This is a genomic window from Kluyvera sp. 142486, assembly GCF_046569695.1.
Taxonomy (GTDB): Bacteria; Pseudomonadota; Gammaproteobacteria; order Enterobacterales; family Enterobacteriaceae; genus Kluyvera.
In genome coordinates, this window is sequence record NZ_JBKHUI010000010.1 from 128,992 (window position 1) to 145,500 (window position 16,509).

At 58.6% G+C, this 16,509-nt stretch carries 16 protein-coding genes; 9 read left to right on the forward strand and 7 right to left on the reverse strand.

Annotated elements, in window-relative coordinates:
• Positions 1-5: 5 nt before the first annotated feature.
• The 4 genes from astB to ACLGE8_RS12925 are packed head-to-tail and all read right to left on the reverse strand — an operon-like array spanning position 6 to position 5,054.
• Positions 6-1,331 (reverse strand): N-succinylarginine dihydrolase, encoded by a 1,326-nt coding sequence (gene astB / locus ACLGE8_RS12910; protein ID WP_410998979.1) that lies wholly within the window; start codon positions 1,329-1,331, stop codon positions 6-8.
• Positions 1,328-2,806 (reverse strand): succinylglutamate-semialdehyde dehydrogenase, encoded by a 1,479-nt coding sequence (gene astD / locus ACLGE8_RS12915; RefSeq protein ID WP_410998981.1) that lies wholly within the window; start codon positions 2,804-2,806, stop codon positions 1,328-1,330. The genes astB and astD overlap by 4 nt, the downstream gene beginning before the upstream one ends.
• A complete protein-coding gene (gene astA / locus ACLGE8_RS12920; protein WP_410998983.1) occupies positions 2,806-3,837 on the reverse strand; it encodes an arginine N-succinyltransferase in 1,032 nt (343 codons plus the stop codon). Before astA ends, astD begins: the two co-directional genes overlap by 1 nt.
• Positions 3,834-5,054 (reverse strand): aspartate aminotransferase family protein, encoded by a 1,221-nt coding sequence (locus tag ACLGE8_RS12925; protein WP_410998985.1) that lies wholly within the window; start codon positions 5,052-5,054, stop codon positions 3,834-3,836. Before ACLGE8_RS12925 ends, astA begins: the two co-directional genes overlap by 4 nt.
• A gap of 449 nt (positions 5,055-5,503) precedes the next feature.
• Between ACLGE8_RS12925 and xthA the strand changes: the two genes are divergently transcribed.
• From xthA to ACLGE8_RS12960, 7 genes are all read left to right on the forward strand, one after another.
• Positions 5,504-6,307, forward strand: a complete 804-nt coding sequence (gene xthA, locus ACLGE8_RS12930; RefSeq protein WP_410998987.1) for an exodeoxyribonuclease III — start codon at positions 5,504-5,506, stop codon at positions 6,305-6,307.
• 543 nt (positions 6,308-6,850) lie between these two features.
• Complete coding sequence (locus ACLGE8_RS12935; protein WP_410999079.1) at positions 6,851-7,510, forward strand: TVP38/TMEM64 family protein; 660 nt, start codon at positions 6,851-6,853, stop codon at positions 7,508-7,510.
• Entirely contained in the window at positions 7,510-8,211 is a 702-nt protein-coding gene (locus ACLGE8_RS12940) for a TVP38/TMEM64 family protein (protein ID WP_410998989.1), read from the forward strand. Before ACLGE8_RS12935 ends, ACLGE8_RS12940 begins: the two co-directional genes overlap by 1 nt.
• Entirely contained in the window at positions 8,211-9,404 is a 1,194-nt protein-coding gene (locus ACLGE8_RS12945) for an ABC transporter substrate-binding protein (protein ID WP_410998991.1), read from the forward strand. Before ACLGE8_RS12940 ends, ACLGE8_RS12945 begins: the two co-directional genes overlap by 1 nt.
• The gene (locus ACLGE8_RS12950; protein ID WP_410998993.1) at positions 9,377-10,912 is read left to right on the forward strand and encodes a thiamine ABC transporter permease; all 1,536 of its coding nucleotides are present in this window, start codon (positions 9,377-9,379) and stop codon (positions 10,910-10,912) included. The genes ACLGE8_RS12945 and ACLGE8_RS12950 overlap by 28 nt, the downstream gene beginning before the upstream one ends.
• Positions 10,912-11,544 (forward strand): ATP-binding cassette domain-containing protein, encoded by a 633-nt coding sequence (locus ACLGE8_RS12955; protein ID WP_410998995.1) that lies wholly within the window; start codon positions 10,912-10,914, stop codon positions 11,542-11,544. The genes ACLGE8_RS12950 and ACLGE8_RS12955 overlap by 1 nt, the downstream gene beginning before the upstream one ends.
• Positions 11,545-11,628: 84 nt before the next feature.
• Entirely contained in the window at positions 11,629-12,933 is a 1,305-nt protein-coding gene (locus ACLGE8_RS12960) for a sulfurtransferase (protein WP_410998997.1), read from the forward strand.
• Here ACLGE8_RS12960 and ACLGE8_RS12965 read toward each other — a convergent pair.
• Both ACLGE8_RS12965 and ACLGE8_RS12970 read right to left on the reverse strand, forming a co-directional pair.
• Positions 12,930-13,562, reverse strand: coding sequence for a CDP-alcohol phosphatidyltransferase family protein (locus ACLGE8_RS12965; RefSeq protein ID WP_410998999.1), 633 nt, complete (start codon positions 13,560-13,562; stop codon positions 12,930-12,932). The genes ACLGE8_RS12960 and ACLGE8_RS12965 overlap by 4 nt on opposite strands.
• On the reverse strand, positions 13,552-14,121 hold the full coding sequence (locus tag ACLGE8_RS12970; protein WP_410999001.1) for a carboxymuconolactone decarboxylase family protein: 570 nt from the start codon (positions 14,119-14,121) through the stop codon (positions 13,552-13,554). Before ACLGE8_RS12970 ends, ACLGE8_RS12965 begins: the two co-directional genes overlap by 11 nt.
• A 78-nt stretch (positions 14,122-14,199) precedes the next feature.
• Between ACLGE8_RS12970 and ACLGE8_RS12975 the strand changes: the two genes are divergently transcribed.
• Entirely contained in the window at positions 14,200-14,616 is a 417-nt protein-coding gene (locus ACLGE8_RS12975; protein WP_410999003.1) for a pyrimidine (deoxy)nucleoside triphosphate diphosphatase, read from the forward strand.
• Here ACLGE8_RS12975 and ACLGE8_RS12980 read toward each other — a convergent pair.
• Positions 14,576-14,845 carry a YnjH family protein gene (locus ACLGE8_RS12980; RefSeq protein WP_410999005.1) on the reverse strand — a complete coding sequence of 90 codons (270 nt, stop codon included), beginning with the start codon at positions 14,843-14,845 and terminating at the stop codon, positions 14,576-14,578. The genes ACLGE8_RS12975 and ACLGE8_RS12980 overlap by 41 nt on opposite strands.
• A 235-nt stretch (positions 14,846-15,080) precedes the next feature.
• On the opposite strand from ACLGE8_RS12980, the gene gdhA reads away from it, so the two are divergent.
• The gene (gdhA, locus tag ACLGE8_RS12985; RefSeq protein WP_410999007.1) at positions 15,081-16,424 is read left to right on the forward strand and encodes an NADP-specific glutamate dehydrogenase; all 1,344 of its coding nucleotides are present in this window, start codon (positions 15,081-15,083) and stop codon (positions 16,422-16,424) included.
• Positions 16,425-16,509 lie beyond the last annotated feature (85 nt).

Consider the following 16,509-nt stretch of genomic DNA (forward strand, 5'->3'; position numbering starts at 1 on the left):
CCTCCTTAGCGCTGGAACGGATAGATCGAGCCCAGACGCAGTATCTGGGTTAAGCGGTCAAGCGCCTCTCGCCCTTCTTGCAATAGCTGCGGGTCGGCAAGATCGGCCTGAGTTAGCCGGTCCCGGTAGTAGCAATCGACCCAATCATTCAGCGTGGCGAACAGCGTGTCGTTCATCATTACCGCCGGATTCACCGCACGCCTTTCAGCGTCGGTCAGCACGACGCGCAGACGCAGGCAGGCTGGGCCGCCGCCATTCGCCATGCTCTCACGCAGGTCGAACACTCGCAGTTCGTCTATCGGGTTATCCTGCGCCAGCAGATCGTTAAGGTATCGCCACACCCGCGGGTGCTCCTGTGCTTCACCCGGCAGTACCAGCATCATGCTGCCGTCAGGTTTGCTTAGCAGTTGGCTGTTGAACAGATAAGTCGACACCGCATCGTCCACCGTTACCCTGGAGGACGGAACTTCTATCGGCATAAACCCCGGCACTTTCTGCGCCAGTTCGCCCATCAGCGCGGACTGGTTCACAAAAGCTTCAGCATGACAGAACAGCACCTGGCGATTGCTTACCGCGATAACGTCATTATGGAACACGCCACGGTCGATGACCTGCGGATTTTGCTGCGCGAAGATCGCCTGATGGGGGTTGAGCTGGTTCAGACGGGCCACCGCTTCGCTTGCTGCCCGCGTTTGCCGAGCCGGATAGCGTTGTGGCTGGGAACCCTGCGCACCGTCACGGCCATAAACAAACAGCTGCGCACCCGGCTGGCCGTAGTCGCGCCCCAGACGGTTGTGGTTTGCCGCCCCCTCATCACCAAACGCCGCCACCGACGGCAGCGCGCGGTGCACGGCGAAATGGTCAGGGTTGGCAAAAATCCCCTCCAGAATGGCCTGAGTGGTCGGCGCTTCACTGGCGCGGTGCAGCAGGCTGCTTAGGTTTGCTACCGTCAGGTGCACCTTGCCGTCCAGTGCATCCGCCGATGGGCAGACCGTCGCGGCATTCGCTACCCACATTGCTGAGGCCGAACTGGCGGCACTCAGCAGGTCAGGTGCCTGCGCGGCCGCTTTGGCGATAACCTGCTCATCGCGCCCATTAAAGCCAAGCTGGCGCAGCAGCGATACGTTCGGTCGCTCCTGCGGTGGGATCACCCCTTGCGGGAATCCCACGTCCGCCAGCGCTTTCATTTTTAATAGCCCCTGCTTCGCCGCGCGCTGCGGGTTAGAGACCTGATATTGATGCTTCGTCGAGGCTTCGTTGCCAAACGACAGCCCGGCATAATGATGAGTTAACCCCGGCAGGCCGTCAAAGTTCACTTCCCAGGCGTTCATGATGGCACCTCGTGCTGAAAATCAAGCCCAGGGTTGAGGGTTGCGGGCAGCGTCAGCAGCGGTGATTCAAGGCTAGCCATTGGCCACGCACAGTAATCTGCGGCGTACCATGCGCCGGGACGATGGTTGCCGGAAGCACCGGTGCCGCCAAACGGCGCTGTGCTCGCTGCGCCAGTCAGCGGTTTGTTCCAGTTGACGATCCCGGCGCGCGCCTCCAGCAGCAGGCGCTCAAATTTTTCGCGCACCGGCGAGATAAGCCCGCAGGAGAGGCCATAGCGGGTGGCATTTGCCAGCCGAATCGCCTCGTCAAAATCATCGTAGCGCCACACCCCAAGCAGCGGCCCAAACACCTCTTCATCGGCAATATCGTGCGCTTCGCTGAGTTCAACAATACCCGGCGTCAGCAGCGATGTTTCCGGCTTGAGTAATCGTGGTGCCAGCAGCGTTTTGCCGCCCTTTTCTACCTGCATCTGCCAGGCCTGATAAACCCGCTCCGCGGCCAGCGGCGAGATAAGCCCGCCGATAAACGGCTGCGGGTCGGCGTTCCACGCCCCCGGAATGATGCGTTCCGTCACCTCAACCAACCGCTGAAGAAACGCATCGCCCGACGCGCCACGTTTGACCAGCAGGCGACGCGCGCAGGTGCAGCGCTGCCCGGCAGTGACAAACGCCGACTGAATGGTCAGGTGCACCGCGGCATCCAGATCGTCAAGCTCGTCGACAATCAGCGGGTTGTTGCCGCCCATTTCCAGGGCGAGCATTTTTTGTGGCTGCCCGGCAAGCTGACGATGCAGATGGAACCCCGTTGCCGAACTGCCGGTAAATAGCACACCATCAAGTCCTGGCTGGCCGCTAAGTGCTTCACCAGTTTCCCGGCCTCCCTGTAACAGATTCAGCACGCCCGCCGGTAAGCCAGCCTGCTCCCACAGCTTAACCACCGCCTCGCCGCACGCAGGCGTCAGTTCGCTCGGCTTAAACACCAGCGTATTGCCCGCCAGCAGCGCCGGCACGATATGGCCGTTTGGCAGATGCCCCGGGAAGTTATAGGGGCCAAACACCGCCAGCACGCCGTGTGGGCGATGGCGTAAGGTGGCCGCACCGTCGGCCATCTCGGTATGACTCTCTCCGGTTCGGCTGTGGTAGGCCTTAATAGAGATGGCAATTTTGTTGATCATCGCCGTCACTTCCGTAGTCGCTTCCCAGCGCGGCTTTCCGGTTTCGCGGGCGATGGTGTCAGTTAGCGCGGTCTTATAAGCCTCCAACAGCGCGGCAAAGCCTTCGACGATTGCCTGACGCTCGCTAAACGGCCGACGCGCCCAGGCGGGAAACGCCGCACGCGCGGCGGCAACCGCCTGCTCTACCTGAGCAGAATCAGCATCGTTGCCCTGCCATACCGCTTCTGCCGTCACCGGGTTTGCGCTGCGACGCGCCTCGCCGTTACCGGACAGCCAGCGACCATTTATCCATAGGCTCATTATTTTTTCTCCTCAGGGCATAAGCGCACCAGGCGAACGGCGTCGCCCGGGTGACAGTTCAGGGCATCGGACTGCTCGGCGTTCAGAGTCAGTACATCTGCCTGCGGGTCGGCATGAACCAGCATGGCGCGGTAGTGCTGATACTGTTCGTTGGCGACCACGCACAGCGGTAAATCGGCCCCGGCAGGTTCACCTGCCGCCACCGTCACCAGACGGCTTTTACGTACTGCCCGCACGCGGTCGATATCGCACTCCAGCGTCGGGCCGCCGTCAAAAATGTCAACATAATCGCGGTAGCGAAAGCCCTCTTTTTCCAGCACGGCGCGCGCAGGCGCCGTTTGCGGATGCACCTGCCCAATCACCGCCCGCGCCTCTTCGCTGAGAAAATCGGTGTAGATCGGGTGTTTTGGCATCAGCTCGGCGATAAACGCCTTCTGGCCGGTGCCGCAGAGATAATCCGCTCGAGCAAACTCCATGGAGAAAAAACGCTTGCCGAGGCTTTCCCAGAAGGGTGAATAGCCGAGATCGTCAATCACCCCGCGCATCTCTGCCACTACCTTGTGGTTAAAGCAGTCGCGGAACGCCGCCATAAACAGAAAACGTGAGGATGACAGCAGGTGTCCGTTGCTCTCTTTACGCCATTCCGGGTCGAGAAACAGCGAGCACAGTTCGCTGCTGCCGGTGTGATCGTTAGTCAGAAACAGCGTTGGCAGCGCGTTGTAGACGTTCAGCTCTTTTGACGCATGCACCAGCGTCCCTACCCGATAGTTATACCAGGGGTCATTGATGCCGACGGCCACTTCGATGGCGCATACACCCACCACATCGCCGCTGCGGGTATCTTCCATCACAAACACATAGCCCTGGTCGCCGCGCGGCAGCGTGCCCTGCCAGGTCGCCTGTGAGCGAGCAATACGCGCCGCCAGCGTGTGTTCATCCTGCGGCAGTGAGGTCAGCCCGCCGCCGGTTTTTCCAGCCAGTTTTAGCAGGCCGGGCAGATCGCCGGAGGCGATGGGACGGATAATCATCATGATGATTCTCCCGCGACAAAACGTTCACAGGCCGCGGCAAAACGGTTGAGACCGAGCGTCACATCCTCTTCTTTGACGATGAGCGCCGGGGCAAAACGCACCACGTTCGCCCCGGCAATCAGCACCATCAGCCCTTCTTCCGCAGCCAGCAGGCTTATCTGCTTGGCTTTCCCGGCATATTCGTCACGCAGCGCGCAGCCAATTAACAGGCCGATGCCGCGAATCTCTTTAAATAACCCAAACTGGGTGTTGATGGCCTGCAGCCGTTCTTTAAACCACTGCTCGCGCTGTTTGACGCCGCTCAGCACCGCTGGCGTGTTAATGATGGAAAGCACTTCACCTGCCACTGCACATGCCAGCGGGTTACCGCCGTAAGTTGTGCCGTGGGTACCGACGGTCATGACGCTCGCCATCTCTTCGCGCGCCAGCATCGCACCTATCGGGAAGCCGCCGCCCAGCGCTTTCGCGGTGGTCAGCAGATCCGGCGTGATGCCGTAGTGCATATAGGCGTACAGTTCGCCGGTACGGCCCACGCCGGTCTGCACTTCATCAAAAATGAGCACCGCATGGTGACGATCGCACAGCTCGCGCAGCTCACGTAAAAACTCAAGCGTTGCCGGGATCACCCCACCTTCGCCCTGAATTGGCTCAACGATCACTGCACAGGTGCTGTCATCAATCAGCATACGCGCAGATTCCAGATCGTTATAAATCCCGTGACGGACATCCGGCGGCAGCGGCGCAAAGTCCTGCGAATAGGCGGGCTGTCCCCCTGCGGTAACGGTAAATAGCGTGCGGCCGTGGAACGCATTCTTGAAAGCGACAATCCCGCTTTTATGCGCACCAAAGCGATCGTGGGCGAATTTACGCGCCGTTTTCAGCGCCGCTTCGTTAGCCTCAGCCCCGGAGTTACAGAAGAAAATGCGGTCAGCAAAGGTGGCGTCAATCAACTGCTTTGCCAGTTTCAACGCCGGCTCATTGGTATAGCCGTTGCCGGTATGCCAGAACTTCGTCGCCTGCTCGGTCAGGGCGCGGACCATCGCTGGATGCGCATGTCCCAGGGCATTTACCGCAATACCGCCAGCAAAATCGATATACCCTTTGCCTTCTTGATCCCACAGCCAGGCCCCCTCACCGCGAACAGGAATAAACGCTGCCGGGGCGTAAACCGGCATCATCCACTGATCAAAATTTTGACGGCTGATTGACTGAGACATAGCGACCTCGATAAGTAAATAAATGGTTTATTTTATGTTAATGAATTGGTGTTTTTCCCTTTAAATGTAGATTGCACGGTTCGTGCCAGCGAGAGGTAAAAATGCATAAACTCGGTTTGATAACGGAATATCAATAAGTTACAAAAGCCACTTATTCATCTTTATTGCATAAAAAGTGAATATTGGTGACATCAGGCGATGTTTGCAGGGTGAAATTAAGAAATATTATGCATCCGCAAAATATCATTCTGGATTTGTGATCAACTGCGAAATTTATCGTAGATTTACGCCTTATTACGGCGCAGATTGCCTCAACCTGGTGCAGATTTTGCTCTGCAACATGGCAACGGCAATAAAAGAAATTGGCGATACCGCCGGGCGAACGCAGCGAGGTACGTTAAATTCTGCTACTATCCCGTCACAATTCACCAGGTAAAGTGACGACCACTATGAAATTTGTCTCTTTTAATATCAACGGCCTGCGCGCCCGTCCTCATCAACTGCAAGCCATCGTTGAAAAACATCAGCCTGATGTGATTGGCCTGCAGGAGACTAAGGTTCACGACGACATGTTCCCTCTGGAAGAGGTGGCAAAACTCGGTTACCACGTCTTCTACCACGGACAAAAAGGCCACTACGGCGTGGCGCTGCTGACCAAAGCCGAGCCGATTGCGGTGCACCGCGGTTTCCCGACCGATGATCCAGAGGCGCAGCGTCGCCTGATCATCGCCGAAGTGCCCTCACCATTCGGTAACGTGACGGTGATGAACGGCTATTTCCCGCAGGGAGAGAGCCGCGACCACGAAACCAAATTCCCGGCCAAAACCAAGTTTTATCAGGATTTGCAGGACTATCTGGAAACCCGCTTGAGTAAAGAAAACCCGGTGCTGATTATGGGCGATATGAACATCAGCCCGACCGATCTTGATATCGGGATTGGTGAAGATAGCCGTAAGCGCTGGCTGCGCACCGGTAAGTGTTCATTCCTGCCGGAAGAGCGTGAGTGGATGCAGCGTCTGCTGGGTTGGGGTCTGGTGGATACGTTCCGTAATGCCAATCCTGAAACCAACGATCGTTTCTCGTGGTTTGATTACCGTTCCAAAGGATTTGACGATAACCGTGGGCTGCGCATTGATTTGCTGCTGGCAAGCCAGGCATTGGCCGCGCACTGCGTGGAGACGGGGATTGATTATGAGATCCGTGGGATGGAGAAGCCGTCGGATCATGCGCCGGTGTGGGCGACGTTTAAATAAGCTCGTATTTGCTAGTTTAGTACCCCGGCCTACAGGGAACGCTTCGGCGATTTAGACGCCACCAAAAACCGTGCGGTTTTTTAGCTAACAGCAAAAACCAAAGTCACTGAAACCGATGAGTCCCCGCTGGAAATCGGCGAGCCGTAGCACGGAAGGCAAGGTCAGGACGCCATGGATGGCGGACTGAGGCGAACCGAGACAGGGACGTCGAGTTTCGCCGTGCCGCAGGCTGGAGTCGTAGGCGAGCGCAGTGCGAAGCACCGATTTCCCTGCGGGGCCGCAGGGATTGTTAAGGGGGATGCGGTTATCCCCCTTAACCCGTTCACAGATGAAGAAGCGCCATGTTCTACCCAACATAAAGTGAACGGAACCCCGCACCCAACCCGAAAACCACTTCACCAACCAAAAATTCTGAGCAAAATCAATAAACCAACGCTAAGATCTTGCAGTGACCACTAATCTATAATACCGTCGCGCGCACTTTTTCTTCCCGGTAGGAGGACCCCATGCAAAAGAAGTCACTACCACACAGCCGCTAAGCTCCTGCTCATTGTCGCTGTCATCAGCCTGCTCGCTATCCTGATCCATACCTTCGACCTCACCGATCTGGTCACCAACTTCCGCCACCTGCAGGAATTGGTACGCCAAAGCGGCGCGCTCGGCTACGTCATCTACGTCGCCCTGTTTATCCTCGCCACGGTATGCCTATTGCCCGGCAGCGTACTGGTGCTCGTTGGCGGTATTGTCTTTGGCCCATGGTTCGGCACGCTGCTGTCGCTGGTTGCTGCCACCGCCGCCTCGGCGCTCTCCTTTCTGCTCGCCCGCTGGCTCGGGCGCGCACTGCTGCTCAAATACGTCGGGCACACCGCCACCTTTCAGGCGATCGAGCGCGGCATCGCCCGCAGCGGCATCGACTTTTTGATTCTCACCCGGCTCATTCCGCTCTTTCCGTACAACATTCAAAACTACGCTTACGGACTGACCGCCATCCCCTTCTGGCCCTATACCCTAATTTCTGCGCTAACCACATTGCCGGGGATTTTTATCTATACCTTGATGGCAAGCGAGCTGGCAGCGCATGGCCTGACGCTGGCGTTTATCCTCAAGCTGAGCCTCGCCGGGCTAGCGCTGTTTGCGCTGGTACAGGCGGCCAAACGCTATGCCCAGCATAAACGCGTGGATCTTTTTGAGGAGGAACGCTGATGGCATCGCGCCGCACCACGGTGTTTTTCCGTCTGCTGCTGATTGTCGCATTTATCACGCTGCTGCTGGCCTGGTGGTATGTGCCGAGCGTGAATGCGTTTATCGATCACAGCCTGACCGCGTTTCTCGCCGTCGACCAGCAGGGCATTGAGCGCTTCATCCACTCCTATGGCTCACAGGCCGCCGCCGTCTCCTTTGTGCTGATGATTTTTCAGGCCATTGCCGCCCCGCTGCCCGCTTTTCTTATCACCTTCGCCAACGCCTCGCTGTTCGGCGCGTTCTGGGGCGCGGTGCTCTCGTGGACCAGTTCGATGGCCGGTGCCGCGCTATGCTTCTACATTGCTCGGCTGATGGGGCGCGGCGTGGTCGAGAAGCTGACAGGAAAAATGGTGCTTAAAAGCATCGACGGTTTCTTTGAACGTTACGGCAAGCACACGATTTTAGTCTGCCGCCTGCTGCCTTTCGTCCCCTTCGACCCGGTGAGCTACGCCGCCGGGCTGACGTCGCTGCGCTTTCGCCACTTTTTTATCGCCACCGGCATAGGCCAGCTTCCCGCCACCATCGTCTATTCGTGGGTCGGCAGCCTGCTCACCGGCGGCACCTTCTGGTTTGTCACCGGGCTGTTTATTTTGTTCGCACTGACTATCGTTATCGTTGTCGCTAAGACGTTCTATCACGAACGACAAAAGAGGAATTCCTGATGCGTTATCACGGAGAAATTGGTCACCTACGCGCTGGCTTGCTGGGCCTTAGTTTGTTGGCCCTGGCCCCATTTGCGGCTCACGCCCAAAGCTGGCAACAGGTGGAAAACGAAGCCAAAGGGCAAACCGTCTGGTTTAACGCCTGGGGCGGTGATGAGGCGGTGAACCACTATCTTGACTGGGTGAGCGGTGAGGTGAAGCGTGATTACGCCATTAACCTGCGTATCGTGCACATTGCTGATGCGGCAGATACCGTGAAGCGCATTCAAACCGAGGCGCAGGCCGGGCGCAAAACCAACGGTTCGGTCGATTTGCTGTGGGTTAACGGCGAAAACTTCCGCACGCTGAAAGAGGCCAACCTGCTGAAAACCGGCTGGGCAGAACAACTGCCGAACTGGCGCTATGTTGATGTGACCAAGCCAGTGCAGGAAGATTTCTCGGTACCGGTGGAAGGCGCAGAATCGCCATGGGGCAGCGCCCAGTTAACCTTTATCGCCCGTCAGCAGCAAACGCCGCAGCCGCCGGACTCAGCGCAGGCGCTGCTTGAATTTGCCAAAGCCCATCCCGGTACGGTGACCTACCCGCGTCCGCCGGATTTCACCGGCACGGCGCTATTAGAACAGTTATTGATTAATCTCACGGCTCAACCCGATGCACTAAAACAGCCGCCGGATGCGAAAACGTTCGCCGCCGTCACCGCGCCGCTGTGGGCCTATCTTGATACGCTGCATCCGTTCCTGTGGCGTAACGGCAAAGATTTCCCTCCCTCTCCGGCGCGGATCGACGCGATGTTGAGCAACGGCACGCTGCGCCTCTCCCTCACCTTCAACCCGATGCACGCGAAACAGAAGGTGGCAAAAGGCGAACTGCCGAAAGACAGCTACAGCTTTGGTTTCCAGAGCGGCATGCTGGGCAACGTGCACTTTGTTACCATCCCGGCGAACGCTTCCGCCAGCGCCGGGGCGCAGGTGGTGGCTAACTTTCTGCTGTCTCCCGAAGCACAACTGCGCAAGGCCGACCCGGCAGTATGGGGCGACCCCAGCGTGCTGGATCCGGCAAAGCTGAACGCTGAGCAGCAAAAGATGCTGCAATCGCTTATCCCGGAACACGCGCCGAAAGTGCTGGCTGAACCGCATGCCGCGTGGGTGAACGCGCTGGAGCAGGAATGGCTGCGCCGTTACGGTACGCACTGATTCTACTGTGCAGGGGCATGATGCTGGTTATCTATCTGCCCCTGCTTCCTGCCGCCGGTCTGCTGTTGAGGTCGGCGTTTTCACTCGCCTACTGGCAATCGCTGTTTTCAGACCCACAGCTCACCCAGGCGCTCACTGCGACGGTCGTCTCCACGCTGCTTGCCGTCGGCGGTGCGCTGGCGCTGGCGCTGCTGGTGATTGCCACCCTCTGGCCCTCGGCGGGCTGGCAGCGGTTGTCCTCCCGCCTCCCCTGGCTGCTGGCGCTGCCGCACGTGGCCTTCGCCACCTGCGCGCTGCTGTTGTTTGCCGAAGGCGGCGCACTCTACCGTTTGCTGCCAATGCTCAGCCCATTTCAGGATCGTTACGGCATCGGGCTGGGTCTGGTGCTGGCGGTCAAAGAGAGCGGCTTTTTACTGTGGGTGTGCTGGGCGCTGCTCGGCGAGCGCCGGCTCGCGGAACAGGTGGTGGTGTTTAAAAGCCTTGGGTACGGGCGCGGGCAGTGCCTGACCCGGGTTATTCTTCCGGCATTGATGCCCTCGCTCAAGGTGGCGCTGCTGGCCACCGCGGCCTGGACGCTGTCGGTGGTGGATGTGGCGACAATTATCGGCCCCGGCAACCCGCCAACGCTAGCGGTGCTGGCCTGGCAGTGGCTGAACTCGGCGGACCCGGAGGATCGGGTCAAAGGCGAACTGGCCTGCCTGCTGTTACTGGCGTTGCTGGTGCTGCTTGCCGGTGTCGCCGCAGGCTTCTGGTCGCTCTGGCAACGACAGCTGCCCACGTTGAGCAACGTACGACACCCCACCTTCCCGCGACTCCCTGGGCGTGCGGTCGGCATCCTGCTACCGTTCAGCGGGCTATTCTGCACGCTATTTCTGATCTCACAGGCGCATGCCACTCTGCCCGACGCCGATACCTTCAACAATAGCCTATGGCTGGCACTGCTGTCCGCGCCGATCGGCGCGGTAGTCTGCCTACTGTGGCTGGAATGGGGGCCACGCCGGGTACAGGGTTGGCTCAATCTGCCGCTTCTGTTACCCGCACTGCCGCTGGCCGCAGGACAATATCAACTGGCACTGTATGGCTGGCTCGACGGCCAGTTCGCCACCGTGGTGTGGGGGCATCTGCTGTGGGTGGTGCCGTGGATGCTGTTTGTGCTTCGCCCGGCATGGCAGAAAATTGACCCGCGCCAGATACTGCTGGCGAAAACGCTCGGCTGGCAGCGTGGGGCGATTTTCCTACGGTTGAAGTGCCCGTTGATCGTTCGCCCGCTGCTGTCGGCGCTGGCGGTCGGCTTTTCCGTCAGTATCGCCCAGTATCTGCCCACCCAATGGCTTGGCGGCGGACGCGTGCCAACGCTGACCACCGAAGCCGTGGCGCTGAGTAGCGGCGGAGTGACCGCGACGCTTGCCGCCCAGGCACTATGGCAGCTATTGCTGCCGATGGGCTTCTTTTTACTTACCGCGCTGCTGGCGCGCCGTATCGGCCATTTACGCCGGGGATTACGCTAATGTTGCAGGTCAACAATCTGACGCTCACGCTCGGCGGTCAGCCGCTGTTGCGCGAGGTTAACTTTACCGTCGCGGCAGGCGAAATTGTGACGCTGATGGGGCCGTCAGGCTGCGGAAAGTCGACACTGTTTTCGTGGATGGTCGGCGCGCTCGATAGCGCCTTTCGCGCACACGGTGAGCTGTGGCTTAACGGCCGCCGCTGCGACCCCCTGCCTACAGAGAAACGGCGCATCGGCGTGCTGTTCCAGGACGCACTGCTGTTCGACAATATGAGCGTTGGGCGGAACCTGCAGCTAGCGCTGCCCGCGACCGTTGCCCGTCACGCCCGTCAACCTCGCGTTGAGCAGGCGCTGACGCAGGCGGGACTGGACGGTTTTTATCGTCGCGACCCGGCCACCCTCTCCGGCGGTCAGCGCGCTCGCGTGGCGCTGCTGCGCGCGCTGCTGGCAGAGCCCGACGCGCTGCTGCTGGATGAGCCATTTAGCCGCCTCGACGGACCGCTACGCGGCAGTTTTCGCCAATGGGTGTTTGACGAACTCCGCCAGTTGCACATTCCCGTGGTGCAGGTTACTCATGACCCGGATGATGTCCCCGCCGCTGCCGTCTGTTTGCAGTTAGCAAACTGGCATTGACGCGGGAAATACTGCGTTAACGCAAGGTATTTCCCCCTTTAGAGGTTCAGAATGATGCTCCTTTTTTCCTCGTCGGATGATTTGATGAAACGTGTTTCTCAACTGACCGCGCTGGCCGTTGCCCTTGGCCTCGCTTCCTCTGTCTTTGCTGCCGAAACGGCAAAAACCTTAACCTTGACCCACCTGCTGCAGCAAAATGGCACCGCCATTGATACGCGCATGAGCGCGTTTTACAACGGTTGGCCTCAGCATGCCAACGGCACGCAGGGCCACGAACCGGGCGCATTAAACCTCTCCGCCAGCTGGCTCTCCGCGATGAACGACGAGCAGCTTAGCGCGTGGGCGCAGCAGCATCAGCTGAGTAAAACCACCGACATCGCCCTTTACGGCGACAGTAAAGACAACGAGGCGGTCGCCAAACGCCTGAAACAAGCGGGCTTCAGCAATATCGCCACCCTGAGTGATGCGCTGCAGCAGCCAGATCGTCTGCAAAAGTTGCCGCACTTCGAGCAACTGGTATACCCGCAGTGGCTGCATGATTTACAGCAGGGGAAAAATGTTCCGGCAAAACCGGCGGGCGACGTTAAAGTGATCGAAGCCGCCTGGGGCGCGCCGAAACTTTACCTGGTCAGTCATATTCCGAACGCAGGCTATATCGACACCAACGAGGTGGAAAGCGAGCCGCTGTGGAATAAGGTTTCTGACGATAAGCTCAAAGCGATGCTGGCGAAACACGGTATCCGCCATGACACCACCGTTATTCTTTACGGTCGCGACGTTTATGCTGCGGCGCGTGTCGCACAAATTATGCTGTATGCGGGCGTGAAAGATGTGCGCCTGCTGGACGGCGGCTGGAAAACCTGGTCCGATGCAGGTCTGCCGGTGGAACGCGGCCTGCCTAAAGACGTGACCCCGGCACCGGACTTCGGCGCAACTATCCCGGGCCAGCCGCAGCTGATGCTGGATATGGAACAGGCGCGTGGCCTGCTGCATCGCCAGGATGCGTCACTGGTCAGCATCCGCTCGTGGCCGGAATTTATCGGCACCACCAGCGGCTACAGCTACATTAAGCCAAAAGGTGAGATTGCCGGCGCTCGCTGGGGCCATGCGGGCAGCGACTCCACCCATATGGAGGATTTCCATAACCCGGACGGCACCATGCGCAGCGCAGACGATATCGCAGCGATGTGGAAGTCCTGGAACATTCTGCCAACCCAGCAGGTCTCCTTCTACTGCGGCACCGGCTGGCGCGCGTCTGAGACCTTTATGTACGCCCGTGCGATGGGCTGGCAGAACGTCAGCGTCTACGACGGCGGCTGGTACGAGTGGAGCAGCAACCCGAAAAACCCGGTTTCCACCGGCGACCGCGGCCCGAACAGTTCTCACTAATCCGTCTCTTCATGACGCTGGAGGCTCTTCAGCGTCATGTACCCTCCCCATACCCGATTAAACGTCGTCAGCCAGCACAGCGCACCAAAGATCCACGCCATCCACGGGAACCACGCCGGAAACAAGCAACCCAACACAAACAGTAAAATCGTCTCGCTGCCTTCCGTTAAACCGCCAAGGTAGTAAAACGATTTATGCGCGTAGCCAGGGTTATCAATCTGATGCTTCGCCGCCAGCGCCGCAAACGCCAGAAAGCTGCTGCCGGTGCCCATAAACGCAAACAGCAGCCAGCCCCCCGCCAGGGCGTTCGCCGCCGGGTTTGCCAGCATAAAACCGAACGGCACCAGCGCGTAGAACAGAAAATCGAGGGCGATATCAAGAAAGCCGCCGGCATCCGTCAGCCCACGCCGCCGGGCCAACGCGCCATCAAGCCCGTCCAGCATTCGATTTGCCACAATAGCTACCAGCGCCGCGCCGTACCAGCCCAGCGCCAGAAACGGCAGCGCCAGCACGCCGATCGCAAAGCCCAGCAGCGTAATGCCATCGGCGGAAATGCCGGGTTTATCCAGCACCTGGGCCGCACGATTCAACAGCGGCTTCAGGCGCGGGTGAAGATGTTTATCCAGCATCGTGCTCTCCCGTCGTGCGACACAGCCCCTGTGAAGGGATCTCCAGCGCGGCATTAAAGCGCGCCGACAAATTCTGGAATGCCACCAGCGCGGTCATCTCCGTTATTTGCTCATCATTAAAGTGACAGTGTAACGATTTTTTCTGCTCTGCGGATATGGATGGCGGCGTCGCGGTCATTGCATCAGCGTAGTCCAGCGCCGCCCGTTCAGCAGGAGAAAACAGCGTAGAGGTTTGCCAATCGCCCAGCGCCAGCACTTTATCCATCGCCCCGCTGCGCTGCGCCAGACGCAGGCTGTTGGCATCAATGCAAAATGCGCAGTCGCACTGCTGGGAAACGCGGGTCATCAACAGCGCCCGCAGCGTGGGGTCCAGACGCGCTTTTTTACGCTCCAGATAGCCCACGAACAATGCCACTAACCAGAAGAGCCGGGGCATCCGCCCCCACCAGCGGGTGGGATTCAATACGCTGCCGTAGTGTTTCTGCTGCATGGCAACAATGGGTTTCAAGCTGAGGGGTAACTGACTGAGCGGTTGCACCCAGGGTTGTTTATTTTTCACCCGGAGACTCCTGCAAGGCTTTAGCTAACAACAAAGCAGCGATAATATGGCATTCCTTTTATCAAGTCTTTGACCGCTATGCTGAAAACCATTGATGTTGTTGCTGCCATTATCGAACAAAACGGCAAAATTCTGCTGGCCCAACGCCCTGCGCATGCCGATCAGGCCGGGCTTTGGGAGTTCGCAGGGGGAAAAGTTGAGGCAGGCGAAAGCCAGCCGGAAGCGCTGGTACGTGAACTACAGGAAGAGTTGGCGATCCGCGCCTGGCCTGGCCGTTACGTTGCCAGCCACCAGCGTGAAGTCTCCGGGCGGATCATTCATCTTCACGCCTGGCACGTTCCGCGCTTTGACGGCGACATCATCGCCCGCGAACACAGTGCGCTGGTGTGGTGCTCGCCAGAAGAGGCCTTAAGCTATGCGCTGGCCCCCGCCGACGTGCCGCTGCTTGAAGCGTTTATGGCTTTACCCGACGCCAGACCAGCGGATTCGTGCTGATGGTTCGCTCATCGCGCTGACACTGTAATAGCACGCCCTCGGCCTTAATCACCGCCCCTTCCGAGTAGTTCTGGTTCTCATAAATACAGCACTGGGTGCACGGCTGCGCCCGCTGAGTGGTGTTGCTGTTGCTGAACACCTCTGGCGGGACGTTCACCTCAAGCTGCGGCCGCGCCTGCGCCGCGTGACAAAACAGCGCCAGAGCGCCCACTATCCAGAACGTTTTCATCCCTTAATCTCCTGAAAAATCTTCTCTTAATACTATCGACCAAATTCAGGGCGAGCTTAAGTTTTTTACATCATCGTTTTTAGTTATGACCCCATCCCGAGTATTAATTTTATTTTGGTCCTGGAATTTACTTGTCATACGTTAGCCGGGTAATGATATAGTCGAAAAACGACACTTTATTAAACACAACCATAACAACTACATACATCTACAATCATAAGAGGTACTTATACTTATGGATAAGGTTTGCTCCCTGGATTCCTTCCTGGCTCATGTTCAACAACGCGACCCACACCAGACCGAGTTTGCTCAGGCTGTCCGTGAAGTCATGACAACGCTCTGGCCGTTTCTGGAACAGAACCCGCGCTATCGCCAGCTCTCTCTGCTGGAGCGATTAGTTGAGCCTGAGCGTGTTATTCAGTTCCGCGTCGTGTGGGTAGACGACCGCAATCAGGTACAGGTTAACCGCGCATGGCGCGTGCAGTTCAGTTCGGCGATTGGGCCGTACAAGGGGGGAATGCGCTTCCACCCGTCAGTAAACCTCTCTATTCTCAAATTCCTCGGCTTCGAACAGACCTTCAAAAACGCCCTGACTACCCTGCCTATGGGCGGCGGTAAAGGCGGTTCTGACTTCGATCCGAAAGGTAAAAGCGAAGGCGAAGTCATGCGCTTCTGCCAGTCGCTGATGACCGAACTCTATCGTCATCTGGGCTCAGACACCGACGTGCCGGCTGGCGACATCGGCGTGGGCGGGCGTGAAGTCGGCTTTATGGCCGGGATGATGAAAAAACTTTCCAACGACACCGCCTGCGTGTTTACCGGCAAAGGCCTCTCGTTTGGCGGCAGCCTGATTCGCCCGGAAGCGACCGGCTACGGCCTGGTGTACTTCACTGAAGCGATGCTTAAGCGTCACGGCCTGGGCTTTGAAGGGATGCGCGTAGCGGTTTCCGGTTCCGGCAACGTTGCACAGTACGCTATCGAAAAAGCGATGGAGCTTGGCGCACGCGTGGTGACCGCCTCCGACTCCAGCGGTACCGTGGTTGATGAAGCAGGCTTCACCAAAGAGAAGCTGGCGCGTCTGTGCGAAATTAAAGCCAGCCGCGACGGTCGCGTAGCTGATTATGCGCGCGAGTTTGGCCTGGTGTATCTGGAAGGTCAGCAGCCGTGGAGCGTGCCGGTCGATATCGCGCTGCCGTGCGCCACCCAGAACGAGCTGGACGTTGATGCGGCACGCGTGCTGATTGCCAACGGCGTGAAGGCCGTGGCGGAAGGCGCCAACATGCCAACCACCATCGAAGCAACCGACCTGTTCCTCGAAGCAGGCGTGCTGTTCGCACCGGGTAAAGCGGCGAACGCCGGCGGTGTTGCCACCTCTGGCCTGGAAATGGCGCAGAACGCAGCGCGTATGAGCTGGAAAGCGGAGAAAGTGGATGCGCGTCTGCACCACATCATGCTGGATATCCACCACGCCTGCGTTGAGCACGGTGGTGAATCCGCACAGACCAACTACGTTCGCGGTGCGAACATTGCAGGCTTCGTAAAAGTCGCCGATGCGATGCTGGCTCAGGGCGTGATTTAATCTTGCCGGTAGCCCGGACGCGGCGCGTTAGCGCCAACTCCGGGTTTTCCCCGGCGTCGCTTCGCTCGGCCGGGCTACGTTGTGT

Coding starts and splice junctions, on each gene's coding strand:
- ACLGE8_RS12945 (WP_410998991.1), top strand. CDS start 8,211: ATGCGTTATCACGGAGAAATTGGTCACCTACGCGCTGGCTTGCTGGGC.
- ACLGE8_RS12960 (WP_410998997.1), top strand. CDS start 11,629: ATGAAACGTGTTTCTCAACTGACCGCGCTGGCCGTTGCCCTTGGCCTC.
- astD (WP_410998981.1), bottom strand. CDS start 2,806: ATGAGCCTATGGATAAATGGTCGCTGGCTGTCCGGTAACGGCGAGGCG.
- astA (WP_410998983.1), bottom strand. CDS start 3,837: ATGATGATTATCCGTCCCATCGCCTCCGGCGATCTGCCCGGCCTGCTA.
- xthA (WP_410998987.1), top strand. CDS start 5,504: ATGAAATTTGTCTCTTTTAATATCAACGGCCTGCGCGCCCGTCCTCAT.
- ACLGE8_RS12940 (WP_410998989.1), top strand. CDS start 7,510: ATGGCATCGCGCCGCACCACGGTGTTTTTCCGTCTGCTGCTGATTGTC.
- ACLGE8_RS12925 (WP_410998985.1), bottom strand. CDS start 5,054: ATGTCTCAGTCAATCAGCCGTCAAAATTTTGATCAGTGGATGATGCCG.
- ACLGE8_RS12955 (WP_410998995.1), top strand. CDS start 10,912: ATGTTGCAGGTCAACAATCTGACGCTCACGCTCGGCGGTCAGCCGCTG.
- astB (WP_410998979.1), bottom strand. CDS start 1,331: ATGAACGCCTGGGAAGTGAACTTTGACGGCCTGCCGGGGTTAACTCAT.
- ACLGE8_RS12950 (WP_410998993.1), top strand. CDS start 9,377: ATGGCTGCGCCGTTACGGTACGCACTGATTCTACTGTGCAGGGGCATG.
- ACLGE8_RS12975 (WP_410999003.1), top strand. CDS start 14,200: ATGCTGAAAACCATTGATGTTGTTGCTGCCATTATCGAACAAAACGGC.
- ACLGE8_RS12965 (WP_410998999.1), bottom strand. CDS start 13,562: ATGCTGGATAAACATCTTCACCCGCGCCTGAAGCCGCTGTTGAATCGT.
- ACLGE8_RS12980 (WP_410999005.1), bottom strand. CDS start 14,845: ATGAAAACGTTCTGGATAGTGGGCGCTCTGGCGCTGTTTTGTCACGCG.
- gdhA (WP_410999007.1), top strand. CDS start 15,081: ATGGATAAGGTTTGCTCCCTGGATTCCTTCCTGGCTCATGTTCAACAA.